This is a genomic window from Buttiauxella sp. S19-1, from assembly GCF_022134725.1.
Lineage (GTDB): Bacteria > Pseudomonadota > Gammaproteobacteria > Enterobacterales > Enterobacteriaceae > Buttiauxella > Buttiauxella ferragutiae.
Map to the genome: position 1 here is coordinate 21,611 of NZ_JAHWLU010000016.1, position 14,989 is coordinate 36,599.

The 14,989-nt window shown below is 49.6% G+C and carries 18 protein-coding genes and 1 pseudogene; 14 read left to right on the forward strand and 5 right to left on the reverse strand.

Features of this window, described 5'->3' with window-relative positions; all coding sequences use genetic code 11:
- The first annotated feature begins 11 nt into the window (after positions 1-11).
- The 7 genes from eutH to eutR are packed head-to-tail and all read left to right on the forward strand — an operon-like array spanning position 12 to position 7,162.
- Positions 12-1,256, forward strand: a complete 1,245-nt coding sequence (eutH, locus tag MES37_RS06065; RefSeq protein ID WP_237930577.1) for an ethanolamine utilization protein EutH — start codon at positions 12-14, stop codon at positions 1,254-1,256.
- Positions 1,253-2,650: an ethanolamine ammonia-lyase reactivating factor EutA gene (gene eutA / locus MES37_RS06070; RefSeq protein WP_237930579.1), complete on the forward strand. Its 1,398-nt coding sequence runs from the start codon at positions 1,253-1,255 to the stop codon at positions 2,648-2,650. Before eutH ends, eutA begins: the two co-directional genes overlap by 4 nt.
- Positions 2,651-2,662: 12 nt before the next feature.
- Positions 2,663-4,024, forward strand: coding sequence for an ethanolamine ammonia-lyase subunit EutB (locus MES37_RS06075; protein ID WP_064547459.1), 1,362 nt, complete (start codon positions 2,663-2,665; stop codon positions 4,022-4,024).
- Between the two features lie 19 nt (positions 4,025-4,043).
- Positions 4,044-4,937: an ethanolamine ammonia-lyase subunit EutC gene (gene eutC, locus MES37_RS06080; RefSeq protein ID WP_237930597.1), complete on the forward strand. Its 894-nt coding sequence runs from the start codon at positions 4,044-4,046 to the stop codon at positions 4,935-4,937.
- A 13-nt stretch (positions 4,938-4,950) separates the two neighbouring features.
- Entirely contained in the window at positions 4,951-5,610 is a 660-nt protein-coding gene (eutL, locus tag MES37_RS06085; RefSeq protein ID WP_064547455.1) for an ethanolamine utilization microcompartment protein EutL, read from the forward strand.
- A gap of 7 nt (positions 5,611-5,617) precedes the next feature.
- Positions 5,618-6,091, forward strand: coding sequence for an ethanolamine utilization microcompartment protein EutK (gene eutK, locus MES37_RS06090; protein WP_237930630.1), 474 nt, complete (start codon positions 5,618-5,620; stop codon positions 6,089-6,091).
- Positions 6,092-6,109: 18 nt separating this feature from the next.
- On the forward strand, positions 6,110-7,162 hold the full coding sequence (gene eutR, locus MES37_RS06095; RefSeq protein WP_064547451.1) for an HTH-type transcriptional regulator EutR: 1,053 nt from the start codon (positions 6,110-6,112) through the stop codon (positions 7,160-7,162).
- A gap of 130 nt (positions 7,163-7,292) precedes the next feature.
- Here eutR and MES37_RS06100 read toward each other — a convergent pair whose 3' ends face one another.
- From MES37_RS06100 to MES37_RS06110, 3 genes are all read right to left on the reverse strand, one after another.
- Positions 7,293-7,727, reverse strand: a complete 435-nt coding sequence (locus tag MES37_RS06100) for a hypothetical protein (protein ID WP_237930599.1) — start codon at positions 7,725-7,727, stop codon at positions 7,293-7,295.
- Between the two features lie 263 nt (positions 7,728-7,990).
- Entirely contained in the window at positions 7,991-8,287 is a 297-nt protein-coding gene (nadS, locus tag MES37_RS06105; protein WP_133523092.1) for a NadS family protein, read from the reverse strand.
- Positions 8,257-8,652, reverse strand: coding sequence for a type II toxin-antitoxin system RelE/ParE family toxin (locus tag MES37_RS06110; protein ID WP_133523091.1), 396 nt, complete (start codon positions 8,650-8,652; stop codon positions 8,257-8,259). The genes nadS and MES37_RS06110 overlap by 31 nt, the downstream gene beginning before the upstream one ends.
- Before the next feature lie 252 nt (positions 8,653-8,904).
- Here MES37_RS06110 and nudI point away from each other — a divergent pair, with 252 nt between their 5' ends.
- The 5 genes from nudI (at position 8,905) to MES37_RS06135 (ending at position 12,283) form a co-directional block, all read left to right on the forward strand.
- On the forward strand, positions 8,905-9,330 hold the full coding sequence (gene nudI / locus MES37_RS06115; protein WP_237930602.1) for a nucleoside triphosphatase NudI: 426 nt from the start codon (positions 8,905-8,907) through the stop codon (positions 9,328-9,330).
- A gap of 35 nt (positions 9,331-9,365) precedes the next feature.
- The gene (locus MES37_RS06120) at positions 9,366-10,685 is read left to right on the forward strand and encodes a sensor histidine kinase (protein WP_237930603.1); all 1,320 of its coding nucleotides are present in this window, start codon (positions 9,366-9,368) and stop codon (positions 10,683-10,685) included.
- Complete coding sequence (locus MES37_RS06125) at positions 10,685-11,299, forward strand: response regulator transcription factor (protein ID WP_237930605.1); 615 nt, start codon at positions 10,685-10,687, stop codon at positions 11,297-11,299. Before MES37_RS06120 ends, MES37_RS06125 begins: the two co-directional genes overlap by 1 nt.
- A 101-nt stretch (positions 11,300-11,400) precedes the next feature.
- Positions 11,401-11,904, forward strand: coding sequence for a GlcG/HbpS family heme-binding protein (locus tag MES37_RS06130; RefSeq protein WP_133523089.1), 504 nt, complete (start codon positions 11,401-11,403; stop codon positions 11,902-11,904).
- 217 nt (positions 11,905-12,121) lie between these two features.
- Entirely contained in the window at positions 12,122-12,283 is a 162-nt protein-coding gene (locus MES37_RS06135) for a hypothetical protein (RefSeq protein WP_166642090.1), read from the forward strand.
- A 71-nt stretch (positions 12,284-12,354) separates the two neighbouring features.
- On the opposite strand, the gene MES37_RS06140 is transcribed toward MES37_RS06135, so the two are convergent.
- Both MES37_RS06140 and MES37_RS06145 read right to left on the reverse strand, forming a co-directional pair.
- The gene (locus MES37_RS06140; RefSeq protein WP_051873658.1) at positions 12,355-12,669 is read right to left on the reverse strand and encodes a hypothetical protein; all 315 of its coding nucleotides are present in this window, start codon (positions 12,667-12,669) and stop codon (positions 12,355-12,357) included.
- Between the two features lie 296 nt (positions 12,670-12,965).
- Positions 12,966-13,165: pseudogene (locus MES37_RS06145) on the reverse strand (hypothetical protein); the annotation flags it as partial.
- 258 nt (positions 13,166-13,423) lie between these two features.
- Between MES37_RS06145 and MES37_RS06150 the strand changes: the two are divergent.
- Complete coding sequence (locus MES37_RS06150) at positions 13,424-14,206, forward strand: aminoglycoside phosphotransferase family protein (protein WP_237930631.1); 783 nt, start codon at positions 13,424-13,426, stop codon at positions 14,204-14,206.
- A 413-nt stretch (positions 14,207-14,619) separates the two neighbouring features.
- Positions 14,620-14,988, forward strand: coding sequence for a Fe-S cluster assembly scaffold SufA (gene sufA / locus MES37_RS06155; RefSeq protein WP_064547438.1), 369 nt, complete (start codon positions 14,620-14,622; stop codon positions 14,986-14,988).
- Position 14,989: the final 1 nt, after the last annotated feature.

The following is a 14,989-nucleotide window of genomic DNA, read 5'->3' on the forward strand; positions in this document are numbered from 1 at the left end:
GGAGAAGGGATATGGGAATTAACGACATTATCATGTACATCATGATGATTTTTATGCTAATTGCCGCCGTTGACCGGGTATTCACCCAGTTTGGCGGTTCAGAAAAAATCCTCGGTTTTATTGGGCTAGGCAAACTCGGGAAAAGTATTTCCGGTTCCGGTGGCCAGTTCGAAGAAGGTTTTATGGCAATGGGTGCGCTGGGGCTGGCAATGGTCGGGATGACCGCGCTGGCACCGGTTCTGGCTTACTTGCTTGGCCCGGTGATTATCCCGGTCTATGAAATGCTCGGTGCCAACCCATCGATGTTTGCCGGAACCTTGCTGGCTTGCGATATGGGTGGTTTCTTCCTTGCTAAAGAACTTGCTGGTGGGGATGTCGCCGCCTGGATGTATTCGGGGCTTATTCTAGGCTCAATGATGGGGCCAACCATTGTGTTCTCGATTCCGGTGGCGTTGGGCATTATCGAGCCTTCCGACCGGCGTTATCTCGCATTGGGCGTACTGGCAGGGATTGTCACTATTCCTATCGGTTGTATTGCCGGTGGGCTGGTGGCGATGTATTCCGGTGTTGAAGTGAACGGGCAACCGATTGAATTCACCATGAGCTTGATTCTACTCAATATGATCCCGGTGATAATCGTCGCAGTGCTGGTGGCGTTGGGGCTGAAGTTCATCCCGGAAAAAATGATCAACGGTTTCCAGATTTTCGCCAAAATTCTGGTCGCCATTATCACCATTGGCCTGGCGGCCGCAGTGGTGAAATTCCTTGTCGGCTGGACCATCATTCCAGGGCTTGATCCTATCTTCATGAGCGAGGGCGACAAACCAGGCGAAGTGATGCGCGCCATCGAAGTGATTGGCTCGATCTCTTGCGTGTTGCTGGGCGCTTACCCGATGGTTTTGCTGCTGACTCGTTGGTTTGAAAAACCGCTGATGAGTGTCGGCAATCTGCTGAAAATCAACAATATTGCGGCGGGTGGCATGGTGGCGACACTGGCCAACAACATCCCTATGTACGGCATGATGAAGAACATGGATGCGCGCGGCAAAGTCATCAACTGCGCGTTTGCGGTGTCGGCGGCTTTCGCACTCGGTGACCATCTGGGCTTCGCGGCAGCCAACATGGCACCGATGATCTTCCCAATGATCGTCGGCAAATTGGTGGGTGGCGTGACGGCGATTGGCGTTGCCATGATGCTGGTACCGAAAGAAGAAAATACTCCGGCTGCGGTGGAATCAGCGGAGGCGCAATCGTGAAAATCCGCGAACTCCTGAGCGTTGGCATTGATGTTGGTACCACCACTACGCAGGTGATTTTCTCCTGCCTGGCGTTGGTCAACCGGGCTGCGATTTCGCAGGTGCCACGCTATGAGTTCGTGAAACGTGAAATCACCTGGCAAAGCCCGGTGTTTTTCACCCCGGTTGATGTCGATGGGCATCTGCGCGAAGCCGAGCTGTTAACGCTTATCCTCGCGCAGTATCAGGCCGCAGGTATTGCACCTGAAGCGATTGATTCCGGCGCCATTATTATTACCGGCGAAACCGCCAAAACCCGTAATGCACGGCCTGCCGTGCTTGCGCTCGCACAACAGCTTGGCGATTTTGTCGTCGCTACCGCAGGCCCGCATCTTGAGTCGGTGATTGCCGGTTACGGTTCTGGTGCGCAGGCACTCTCACAACGCCAGCTAAACCGGGTGATGAATATCGACATCGGTGGTGGCACCGCCAACTACGTGTTGTTCGAAGGTGGCAAGGTGGTGGCGTCAGCCTGCCTGAATGTCGGCGGGCGGCTGTTTGAAACCGATACCCACGGCAACGTCACTTTTATCCATCAGCCAGGCAAGTGGATTGCAGCCGAGCTATTCGGCGAAGGCCAACACTCGCTGACAACCGCACAGCTTGAAGCCGTTGCCGACCGCATGGCGCAACTGCTTTTTGAAGTGATAACCGGCGATATTTCACCGCTGGCGCAGCGTTTATTAATGACCGATACGCTGTCTGGCGGGAAAGCTGCGGACGTGATTACGCTGTCTGGCGGAGTGGGGGAATGCTATCGCCAGCCGCCAGCCAACCCCTTTGAATTCGGTGATATTGGGCCGCTGCTGGCACAGGCGATTCATCGCCACAGCGGGTTTTCCACACTCCCGGTGCAAGTTCCTGAGCAAACCGTGCGTGCCACCGTCATTGGTGCCGGTGCGCATACGCTTTCGCTTTCCGGAAGCACCATCTGGCTTGATGAGCTGACCCTACCGCTGCGCAACATTCCGGTTGTTCATCCCATCGGCCACGACGACCTGGCTTTGAGCTGGCAACAGGCTTTGGCGCTGATGGATCTCAACGCGACACAAGACTGTTACGCACTGGCGGTGCCGTCTGAATTACCAACCTGTTATGCAACCGTACAGCAAGTGATTGATGCACTGAATATTTTCAACCAGCGCTTTCCCTGTTCACAGCCGCTGATTGTGGTAGCGGAGCAGGATCTGGGCAAAGCGTTGGGAATGCTGCTTTATCCGCAAATGAAGCAGCGCAAAGTTGCGGTGATCGACGAAGTGGTCACCCGTACTGGCGATTATATCGATATTGGTTTGCCACTGTTTGACGGGGCTGTCGTTCCGGTAACCATTAAATCGCTCGCCTTTCCTTCCTGAGGGATCGACACAATGAAATTAAAAACCACGTTGTTTGGGCAAGTTTATCAGTTCAAGGATGTTAAAGAAGTGCTGGCGAAAGCCAACGAACTGCGTTCCGGTGATGTGCTGGCAGGCGTTGCCGCACAGAGTTCGCAGGAACGTGTGGCGGCAAAACAGGTGTTGTCTGAGATGACGGTGGCGGATATCCGCATGAACCCGGTTATCGCTTACGAAGACGACTGCGTGACGCGCATTATTCAGGATGACATCAACGAAACTTCCTATGCCCGGATTAAAAACTGGAGCATTAGCGAGCTGCGTGAATACATCCTTAGCGATGAAACCAGCGTTGATGACATTGCGTTCTTGCGCAAAGGCATCAGTTCTGAAGTGGTGGCAGCGGTGGCAAAAATCTGCTCAAACGCAGATTTAGTCTATGGCGGCAAAAAAATGCCGGTCATCAAAAAAGCCAACACTACCATTGGCTTACCCGGTACGTTCAGCGCACGCCTGCAACCGAACGATACCCGCGATGATGTGCGCAGCATTGAGGCACAAATTTACGAAGGGCTGTGTTTCGGTGTGGGCGATGCTGTCATTGGGGTTAACCCGGTGACGGATGATGTTGGCAACTTAACCCGCGTGCTCGACACCATTTACAGCGTTATCGACAAGTACTCCATTCCGACGCAAGGCTGCGTACTGGCGCACGTCACCACACAAATTGAGGCGATTAAACGCGGCGCACCTGGCGGGCTTATCTTCCAGAGTATTTGTGGCAGCGAGAAGGGGCTGAAGGAATTCGGCGTAGAGCTTGCCATGCTGGACGAAGCGCGCGCGGTAGGTGCGGAGTTCAACCGTATTGCCGGAGAAAACTGCCTGTACTTCGAAACCGGGCAGGGGTCGGCACTGTCTGCCGGAGCCAACTTTGGTGCAGACCAGGTGACGATGGAAGCGCGAAATTACGGTCTGGCGCGCCATTACGATCCGTTTATCGTCAACACCGTTGTTGGCTTTATTGGGCCGGAATATCTCTATAACGACCGCCAGATTATCCGCGCCGGTCTGGAAGACCACTTTATGGGCAAGCTCAGCGGCATTTCAATGGGCTGTGACTGCTGCTACACCAACCACGCGGATGCGGACCAAAACCTCAATGAAAACCTGATGATCTTGCTGGCGACCGCCGGGTGTAACTACATCATGGGCATGCCGCTTGGCGATGACATCATGCTGAATTATCAAACTACGGCCTTCCACGATACCGCCACTGTGCGTCAGTTGTTGAACCTGCGGCCTTCGCCGGAGTTTGAGGCATGGCTGGAAACCATGGGGTTGATGGCAAATGGCCGTTTAACTTCACGGGCGGGCGACCCGTCGTTGTTCTTCTGAAATCATCAGGGAAATCATCATGGATCAAAAACAGATTGAAGAAATTGTACGCAGCATTCTGGCAAATATGGATACACCGGAAAATGCAGTACCGCCTGTGCAGGCCGCTTCCCCAATCACGCCTGCCGCAACGACTACGGCTGAAGAAAGCTGTAGCGTCGATTTAGGTTCTGTTGAGGCGAAAATGTGGATTGGTGTGCAGAACCCGCATCGCGCAGATGTGCTGGAAGAATTGCGCCATAGCACGGTTGCCCGTGTGTGTACGGGGCGTGCTGGCCCGCGTCCGCGTACTCAGGCGTTGCTACGTTTCCTGGCCGACCATTCCCGTTCCAAGGATACCGTTCTCAAAGAAGTGCCAGCCGAATGGGTGCAGCAACAGGGTTTGCTGGAGCTGCAATCAGAAATCAGCGACAAAAACCTATACCTGACCCGCCCGGATTTAGGTCGCCGTCTGAGTGCTAATGCTATCGAATTGCTGCGCACCAGCTGTAAGCAAAACCCGGATGTTCAGGTGGTTATCTCCGACGGGCTTTCAACCGATGCGATAACCGCCAACTACGGCGAGATTTTACCGCCACTGCTACAGGGGCTGGAACAGTCTGGTCTGCATGTCGGCACGCCTTTCTTCGTGCGTTACGGGCGCGTGAAGATAGAAGACCAAATCGGCGAGCTGTTAGGTGCGAAAGTGGTGATTTTACTAGTCGGCGAACGACCAGGGCTTGGGCAATCTGAAAGCTTGTCTTGCTACGCCGTGTATTCACCAAAAACAGCCACCACGGTTGAAGCCGACCGTACCTGCATTTCCAACATTCACCGGGGTGGCACACCGCCAGTAGAAGCGGCTGCCGTCATTGTCGAACTTGCAAAACGTATGCTGGCGCAGAAAGCGTCGGGCATCAACCTGACTCGTTAAAGGGAGCGATATCATGCCAGCTTTAGATTTGATTAAACCGAATGTGAAAGCGATGCGGGTTATCGCCAACGTGAGCGAAGGATTTGCCCGCCAGTTGAAATTGCCTTCCCATATTCGTAGCCTGGGTTTGATTACTGCCGATTCCGATGATGTAACCTATATCGCAGCCGACGAAGCGACTAAACAGGCACAGGTTGAAGTGGTATTTGGCCGTTCATTGTACGCAGGTGCCGCACATGGTCCATCGCCAACAGCCGGGGAAGTGCTGATTATGCTGGGTGGGCCGAATCCGGCGGAAGTGCGCGCCGGGCTGGATTCCATGCTTGCCACTATCGAGCAAGGGCCAGCATTCCAGTGGGCCAACGATGCAGAAGATACCGCGTTTTTGGCACATTTAATTTCCCGTACAGGGTCGTATCTTTCGACTACCGCCGGAATTTTGCTGGGTGACCCAATGGCTTATCTGGTTGCGCCGCCGCTTGAAGCCACCTTTGGCATTGATGCTGCGCTGAAATCTGCTGATGTGAGCATTGTTACCTACGTGCCGCCGCCATCGGAAACCAACTACTCCGCGGCGTTTATGACTGGTAGCCAGGCTGCATGTAAAGCCGCCTGTAATGCCTTTAGCGAAGCGGTGCTTGAGATAGCACGTAACCCAATCCAGCGCGCGTAGGGGGCCAATAATGAACTCTCTCGGCTTACTGGAAGTTTACGGTTTGGTGGCGGGTATCGACGCTGCAGATGCGATGCTAAAAGCGGCAAACGTGCGTTTACTCAGCCACGAAGTGCTCAACCCTGGCATGGTGACGCTGGTTGTCGAAGGTGACCTCGCGGCCTGTCGCGCTGCGCTGGATGCGGGGTCTGCTGCTGCCAACCGCACCGGGCGAGTCATTAGCCGTAAGGAACTGGGCCGCCCGGATGAAGACATCGAGCGGCTGGTTTGTGGGTTTGGGCGTAAACCTGCGGTTAAAAAACCGCAGTATACCCAGCCACTGCTTGATGCCCTGGAAACTCAGGCGCATGGCATGACCGTCGGTGAAGTTGCGGCACATTTTAACTGGCCGCTTGAAGAAGCTAAAGCACAGCTCGATGCGCTATTCCGTGACGGGAAATTGCGCAAACGTAGCAGCCGCTATCGTCTGAAGCCGGATTAGCGACGCAAGGAATCGCGTATGAGTAGCAAAATAAATGCTGACTTACACCATTTGCGTAAAACTGAGTACGCGCTGGACGAAAAAGTGATGCCTCTGATTGAAGAAGAGAGCGTACAACAGCGCGTCACTAAAGATGTGTATGAACATGCCTGCACCATAACGGCATGGCAGCAGCTCTATGATCAGCTCCAGCCTGGGCATTTTCAGGGGGAGCTGACGGAGATGCTGCTGGATGATATTCAGATGTTTCGTGAATACACCAGTCTGGCGCTTCGTCAGTCGTGCATGGTATGGCCAAATGCTTTTTGGTTTGGCATACCTGCTACTCATGGTGAAAAGGGGTTTATCGGTTCCCAACTGCTGGGGAAGGAAGAGATCGCGGTCCGCCCTGGCGGGGCTGAATTTGAGCTGAGCACGCCAGACGAATACACCATTCTTGGGGTCGTCATCGCCAACGATGTGTTATTTCGTAACGCCGGGCTGTTTCATGAACCGGAAACACTGTTTAAGCTTTTGCTGAATAACTCTGCGCTGGATGTCTGCCAGCAGAAGAAAGAGACACTGTGGTGTTTTATCCATCATGCCCTGGCTCACGGCAGTATCGACCCGCAATCTATGCGTAATGAGAATGTGCGTAAAGTGCTCACCCATAATCTGTTATCCGGGGTGAGTGAACTGCTGGAAAGTGCTCAGCCTGTCTCTTCTGAGGTTATCTCACGCAAAATCAGTTACCAAAAGTTGGTGTCGCAAGCGCGTGACTGCGTGCTAAGCCGCACGTCGGAACCATTAACGGTGCTCGACCTTTGTAATGAACTGCACGTTAGCCGCCGTACTTTGCAAAATGGCTTCCAGGCGGTGCTGGGTATCGGCCCGAATGCGTGGTTAAAAACCCTGCGCCTGAATGCCGTCCGCCGCGAATTAATAAGCCCATGGTCGACCTGGAGCACAGTGAAAGATGCCGCTATGCAATGGGGTTTCTGGCATCTGGGGCAGTTTGCGACGGACTATCAACGGCTGTTTCTTGAGAAACCTTCTGAGACGCTGCATTTACGGCAACGGGATTTACAGTAAAGGGGGATTATCAGCGCTGCTACTTTAAAACGAAAAAGAGCACAAAGAAAATGTCGGGTGAGGCTGCGCTTACCCGACCTGGGAAATGCCGTTGTAGGGTGGATAAGCGCTAGCGTCATCCACCAGTTTTTCAGGCTACATTTACAGTACGCAAAAAGCGCGGCGTTTTTAAATCATCCACCAGTGCATTAACCAGCCTCATCAATAAACCATTCAGTTGTTGCATTGTCTTCAACGGTAGCGAGCGGCATAACAACGCTCGCGCAACAGCCTGGCAGTAATCACAAAGATCGTCGCTATCCGCAAGCCATTTCGCTTCGGGGAATTCAGACGGATCGTCAACCGATAATTGTTCAATACGTGCAGCGGATAATGGTTTATCCAGATTCTCTTTTATCGCTTCAATATGTGCATATACGTAATTGCACAGCGCTACGCATTCGGCTGGGTTTTCGCTATCGATTAATATATCGGTGAGTAATTCGCAGCGTTCGGCAAGATCGATAATGTCGAGGTTTTTGGTGTTAATTGAAATAGGTGTTAAGTAGTGAAGATAAGCAACCATTTCGGCGTCCTTTCTAACGAATGAATGATTAAAAGTGATTTTCCGTCAGTGTGCAGGACGCCAGGCCTGGCACCTGATTTCGCAGGTGCGTGGGTATATTATTGCTTTAAAAACGCATCCGAAAGCGTGTGATTCAGATACTGGAAAGCCACTCGCAAACAATTTTTTTGATTTGCATAGAGTGAAAAATTACGCTTTTAAATAAATGGATGTATTTCTCATCATAAATATGATGAATAACTCAAGCCATTAAAAGATTGTAGCTACAGTGCCAGCAGCACATTAATCAGCGCCGGATTGTGTTCGAGCATCAACAATATTTTTAGCGATGACCCTGATGGGATGCGGCGTTTTTGCTCCCAGCTCTGTACCAGCGAAGGGCTAACGCCTACAGCACGGGCAAATTCTTCTTGTTTTAATCCGGCAGTTTCACGGATTTCTTTTACCGCTGGCATCGGGTGGCGGTGAATCCTCTCAGGAGGCGGTTGCACTTCTCCATTATGAATGGCAACCATCTCTTCCATGCTTTTTACCAAATCGTCAAAAAGTTCTTTATCCATATCAAGGCCTTTACCGTTGAGCTGAGGGGTATTTGTTTTTGAATAATCAGTTTTTCAGTTAATTTTTTAAATGTATTTTTTTCTGCGTCAGTCAGATCGTCTTTTGCATTTTTAGCGTAAACCGTTAGCAAAAAAATTCTGTTATCAGGTTCGACGACATAATAAATAACCCTGACCCCGCCTTGTTTTCCCATACCAGGGCGATTCCATCTTATCTTTTGGCAGCCACCGGTTTTGCGTATCGTATCGCCATCTGAATGATATTTGATCAGGAATACCTGAAGTTCCATGAAGCTGTCATCATCTAGCAACATAGCTCTCTGCCTGCTGAAGATTACTGTCTCGATGAATTCAAAATAATCCATATCGTACTCATTTCCTTGTGATGATCCTATGCGTACACAGTACGATTGACAAGTCCTTTCTCGTACTTTGTACGATTCTGTTGGAGTCGTAATATATTTTCTCAGTCACGAGAGAATGCGACTGTATTACCAGAAAACGGGGAGCGACAGCCATTGCCAAAAATTGTGGAAAGTGCCTCGCAAAATATTTTTCTAAGCAAATTGAGTAATCTGTTAAGGTCATACGGCGGCCATAAAACATAAGGAAATCCAATGCGTCAGAGAGTTATCGTTTGCCCGATTATTGAAAATAATGGCGAAGTGCTGCTGTGTAAGATGGCGGACGATCGCGGTGTTTTTCCCGGCCAATGGGCGCTATCTGGCGGAGGAATGGAACCTGGGGAGAAAATGGAAGAGGCGTTATTGCGCGAAATCCAGGAAGAGCTGGGGGCTGAGTTACAGATAACCCGCATCAAACCCTGGACCTTTGCGGATGATGTGCGAGTGAAGACCTATGCTGATGGTAGCAAAGAAGAAATCTACATGATTTATCTGTTGTTCGATTGCATCAGCGCCAATCGCCAGGTCACTTTTAATGAAGAGTTTCAGGAAATCGCCTGGGTCAAACCGTCAGACCTGAACAACTATGATTTAAACGAAGCGACCAGAATCACCTTTACCAGGAAAGGATGGCTTTGACCGCTGTTTAACACTTCGCCGAATTAAGGAACGCGATGCGTAAACTACTCATCTGGCTGATTCTCACGGTGCTTTCTGGCGGCGGCGTGGTTATCTATGCGTTACATCAGCAGTATGAGGAACAAAGCGCCGAGTTTCGTATTTTGTACCGCGATATCACGGTTAAACTTGCGCAAAATGATGTGATCCTCGCGCTGCTCTCGAACAGCAGCGACCCGAAAGTCGTGCAGCAAAAATTCCCCTATATTCTGCGCTGGCAAACACAGCCTCATAATCCTCCGCGACCAGATATAAACCCAGCACGCGCCGGGACTTACTGGATAAATTCTCCGCAAGGCTCTCTGTTAATTGATTTACCCGGTTTACTGGCTGATTTTGTCCGTTCACAGAAGTTTCACCACTTTAGCCTGAGCTGGCAGGGAGCACCGCTTCTTATGCAAGGCGCAGAGGGAACTGACGACTGGTGGCGTTGGGAAAAACAGATTACCAGCCCATCTCAGCCATTAAGTCTGACAGTCACCAATAACCCTGACTGGCGAAATTTACCCTGGCTTTTAATGGTGCTGGCGGGCCTTTTCTGGGCGGTTGTTATCTACTTTTATAATCAGTACCAGAAGACAAAACGCCAACGCAATATTGCCGATTTACGTGCGCATTTCTCTGAGTTGTCACGGCTTAATGCGATGGGGGAAATAGCCGCAGGCATGGTGCATGAGCTGAATCAGCCGCTCACCGCCATTCTTAGTTATTCGCAAACCGCACAGCGCCTTATTGCACAACAACAGGCTGAAAAGGCGCTTCCACTGCTGGATGCCTCCGTTACCCAGACAAAACGCATTAGCGCGTTGCTGCGAACCTTCCGCGAGAAATTACACAGTGATGAACAGGCGTTGCAGCCTGTGGATTTGCGCCGGGTTTGTGAGCATGTGGTAACGCTGCTGGGCAATGAAATCCAGCGCGGCAAAGTCACCGTGATAAACAACATTCCTGATTCACTGCCACCGTTAATGGCATCTCCACTTGGGATTGAACAGATATTCCATAATTTGCTCAACAATGCGATTCAGGCACAGCAGCAAATACCTGCGGGTAAAGCCTGGGTAAGAATCAATGCAAGTCAAAGTGAAAACAGTATTGTTTTAACCGTTACCGATGGCGGCCCAGGGCTTACGGAGCAGGCACTGGAGCAAGTATTTATGCCTTTCTTCACGACTCGAAAAGAAGGGCTGGGGTTAGGAATGGCGTTGACCGAAACGCTGGTACAACGGCTTAACGGCAGCATTCAGGCGCAAAATAGCGCCACTGGCGGAGCGTGTTTTACCCTGATATTTCCCTTTGCTCAACAGGAGGCATGATGGCGCAATGTATCTACCTAATTGATGACGATGAAGCGATACGCTTTTCGCTAAGCGCACTTCTGGCGACCATGGGATGGGAAACGAAGGCTTTTGAAAGCGTGCAGTGTTTTATGGAAGCAGAGCCTGATGTGCAAAACCTGAACGGTTGTTTACTGCTGGATATTCGCATGCCAGGAAAGTCAGGCATTACGTTGCTTGAGAACTGGCAGCAAATGGGGAGCACTTTGCCAATCATTATGATGACGGGTCACGGCAGTATCGATCTTTGCCGTCGTGCATTTAAAAATGGCGCGTTTGAGTTTCTTACCAAGCCAGTTGATGCAGATTTGCTGATTGAAACAGTGGGGGCGGCACTCGAACAACAGAAACTCAGCCAGCAACAGCGTGAAAATCAGGCCGATTTACAGGCGAAACTGGCGACTCTTTCTGCCCGCGAGCATGAAGTGATGGCGCTTATCATGCAGGGGAAATCGAACAAAGAGATGGCTCGCGATCTTTCGCTGTCTCCACGAACCGTGGAAGCGCACCGCGCGAGTTTGTTTGCCCGGCTAGAAATAAACTCACTGGCGAAGCTGATTAAAATCTACGGTGGTTTAAAAGGAACTACGTAAAATTACCTGGTTTACCAGGTATTCGCCCGAATGGTTTCGCATCGCACGGTTGGTTACCTTAACTCCTGTAAATTAATCACTCCGAGTTGAGGGAAGAAACCATGAAAAAATCAATCTTGTTAGCGGCTGTTCTGTTCAGTGGTGCCGCAGCAATGCCTGCATTCGCCAGCAACGTGCTGAGCGAAAAGAACCTCTCACTCGAGTTTGCCGATAAGCTCGCACAGAGCGCAATCCAGGCCTGTAGCGCTAAAAACTACAACGTGGCGGTAACGGTTGTTGACCGCGCGGGTGTGGTGAAAATTGTTAAACGCATGGATAACGCAGGTCCGCATACTGTAGAAGCCAGCCGTATGAAAGCATACACCGCGCTGACTACCAAAAATGCCACCGGTGATGTTATGAAGAGTGCACAGGATAACGCCGGTGCGCAGAATATGCGTGATATCCCTGGCTTCTTATTATTGGGCGGTGGAGTTCCTGTCAAAGTCGATAACCAGACTATTGGCGCTATTGGTATTGGCGGCGCACCTGGCGGGCATTTGGATCAGCAATGTGCGGTTGACGCGCTCGAAGCAAATAAATCACTGCTCAATACTTCCGCTTAATAATCCATCCATTTTGTTTAAGTTGCAGGTCTATTATATAGCCTGCAACTTAAATTATTTCAGCTATAAGTTGTATCTCACGCGCTATATAAAACAGCCTTGAATCCAGCGCACCTTGCCCATGAACTCTTCTTTTGTCAAAATAACGGCGTAAGCGTCAAATACTTTAAGTATTACACGGACGTTATTTATACAGATATGAGTTTATGGAGCTATAATGAAGTATGTACTTGCACTTATGTTGGGCGTGGTATTATCCGGTTGTACAGCTAATGACTGGGTAGATGCTGCTGGTGGCATAATGCAGGCTAAAGATAGCCATGAAAAAGACAGCAGGAATAAGCGTATAAAAGCGGCTAATAAGGCTGCAGGTTACTAATATTTAGAGAAATTCACACATCCCTCTTCTGACTGTATAGAGTGAGAAGAGGAATGATCTTTTATGATGACTTACTGGCTAAATACTCCTTTGGCTCTCGCCTGTTGGCAGGAGATATAGCCATAATGTTTGCGGTTTCCATTCTCATCGAATGCCACATAAAAAGGCATTGTCTCAGCATCTTTTTTTAGCGTGTAATTGATGCAAGTCCCATTGATTTCTGGAACATTCATCTCACTGTCTGGTTTCCCACCCGCTGCAATAACGGAGCTTTTTGTCGCATTAGTCGCGTACGTCGCTTGTACTAACGGATCATTATCAAACTTCATAAAACTGAAACTACAGGCACTTAATAAAGGCACAATTATAAAAGGTGTATAGCGCATTGGATATCCTTCCGTAGAATATAATTACCAACAAAATTAAAATTAACGAACGGATTTTTCTTGCTCGTCAAAGCCACTTTCTCATATATATTAAGCGTATGAAGGACTCAGTACAATTACCGGGCTAATGGTCACGGTATTTAACAAAATGAAGAACAGGGGATATTGTCGCTGGGCATAAAAAAGCCCCGCAGATGCGAGGCTCACGGACAGGGGAATATGTTAATCGAACACACCGTTAATGACGGAGGTCACAATGGCCGTGCTTAAAGCAATAAGCACCAAATCATTACCCACCGCTTGCCATGATCCTCATTCGACTTTCCGTTACCCTGGCCCCGCTTTTAGCGCTATTGCCATGGTTACCGCTATTACCACTGTTACCGTGATTACCGCCACCATTGCCGTTGCCAGGGTTTGCATAAACGGGGGCGGCAAGGACAGTCAGAGAAATAACCGCCGCAAATGCAGTTTTGAGGGTGCGACGCTTAATCATGATGCTTATTCCTTGAGGGGAAATACACACTTTGAAAATATGACGAGGTTATAACCTTAACAATCTTATGTTTTCTTATTTTTAAATACAGTTGCATGAATGACCTAACCATCAGATTTAAGTTGAGAAAGATTTACTCAAGCTATGAGTTAGAATTGTTCACATGCCTGTCGCATTCAGTGACTTTCACGATAAGGAAGTAAGGAAAATATTATGGACATTAGCGGGTTCACACTCTGGTTAGATCGCTAGAATCTCATTCCAGATGGTACACCGTTCACAACCCATACCTCCAAACTCTTGCCTGTTGAGACAATAACAGGAGGTATGAAAGCCATGCTTAAAATCACAGATGATGCGGATGAGCAATCCGGTAATGCTCTAATGTCATGGTGGGAAGGAAATGGCGCAGCACAGGTTATTGCATATGAAAATGAAACCATTCTTCTCGCACGCGCAATGGGGGAGGCATCACTCTCCTCTATGTCCCGGGAAGGTCAGGATGCTGAGGCGTGTCGGATTTTATGCTTTACAGCAAACAGACTTCACACCACCCCAAAACGGCCTTTACCACAACTTCCGACTCTGGCTGAGTGGTTTTGTCCTCTTCAATCAGCAGCCCAGCTGTATGGAGGCATCCTGTCGCGTAGCGCTGAAATAGCAGAAGAGTTGTTATCGACTCCACAAGAGTTGGTCGTATTACATGGCGACTTACATCATGAGAACGTTCTTGATTTCGGTGCCTCAGGCTGGCTGGCCATTGATCCAAAAGGAATCATCGGTGAACGAGGTTTCGACTTTGCCAATATTTTTACCAATCCGGATCTTGGCAATCCCATACCCCGGGTTGCTACTGTCCCAGGAATATTTAAACAACGACTGAATCTGGTTAGCGAAATGGCGGGCCTTGATAGAGAGCGTCTACTCAAATGGATCATTGCGTGGTGCGGACTCTCAACAACATGGTCACTCGAGAGCAACGAGACAGCATCCATAGCATTAGAAGTTGCAGCGCTGGCAGTGTCCGAACTGAATCAGTGAACATGCAGTCTCGAGTTAAATGCCCATAGGCCACCTGTCTGGATCTTGCAACAGGAAGTGTTGAGGCTATTTTCACGTCACCAGATTAAGCAGAAATAGTTAAATTGTTGATGTTGCAGTAAATCGTTGTTTTCAGACATTTTAGGTTACCTATCGCATAAATCGGTATTCTCTATACATCTTTTACTTTCTATCACCTAATCATTCGCCCGGCATTTAAATCCTTCTCAATTCAGTGGCTTAAATAGCTCTTTTCACCACCTGCAAGACTTTCAGTAGGGTCTATCCTTAGTTAAGACGTCTAAAAATGCAGCATTTTTCGAATACCCCTGTTATCAGGATGTTGTATTGATAATAGTTATCATTAACATGGGGTGTAGGCCTTTAGGCGCCAAAACATTAAGAGGTGAACTATGGATGTGCAAACCGGTAGCTTCGATCCCAGTGAATTTGCCTGGAAGGGACTGACGTTGACCCCTGATGCGTGCTCACATATTCGCAAACTGGCAAGCCAGCAACCTGGATTTTTGGGTGTGCGTTTGGGGATTAAACAGACAGGCTGTGCAGGGTTTGGCTATGTACTGGACACCGTAAAAGAACCAAAACCCGGCGATCTCCTTTTTGAAACAGACGGCGCAAAGCTGTGGGTGCCACTTTCAGCCATGCCGTTTATCGACGGGACGGAAGTCGATTATGTGCGCGAAGGATTAAACGAAATATTCAAATTCAACAACCCGAAAGCCCAGCACGAATGTGGCTGTGGTGAAAGCTTTGGGGTGTAGG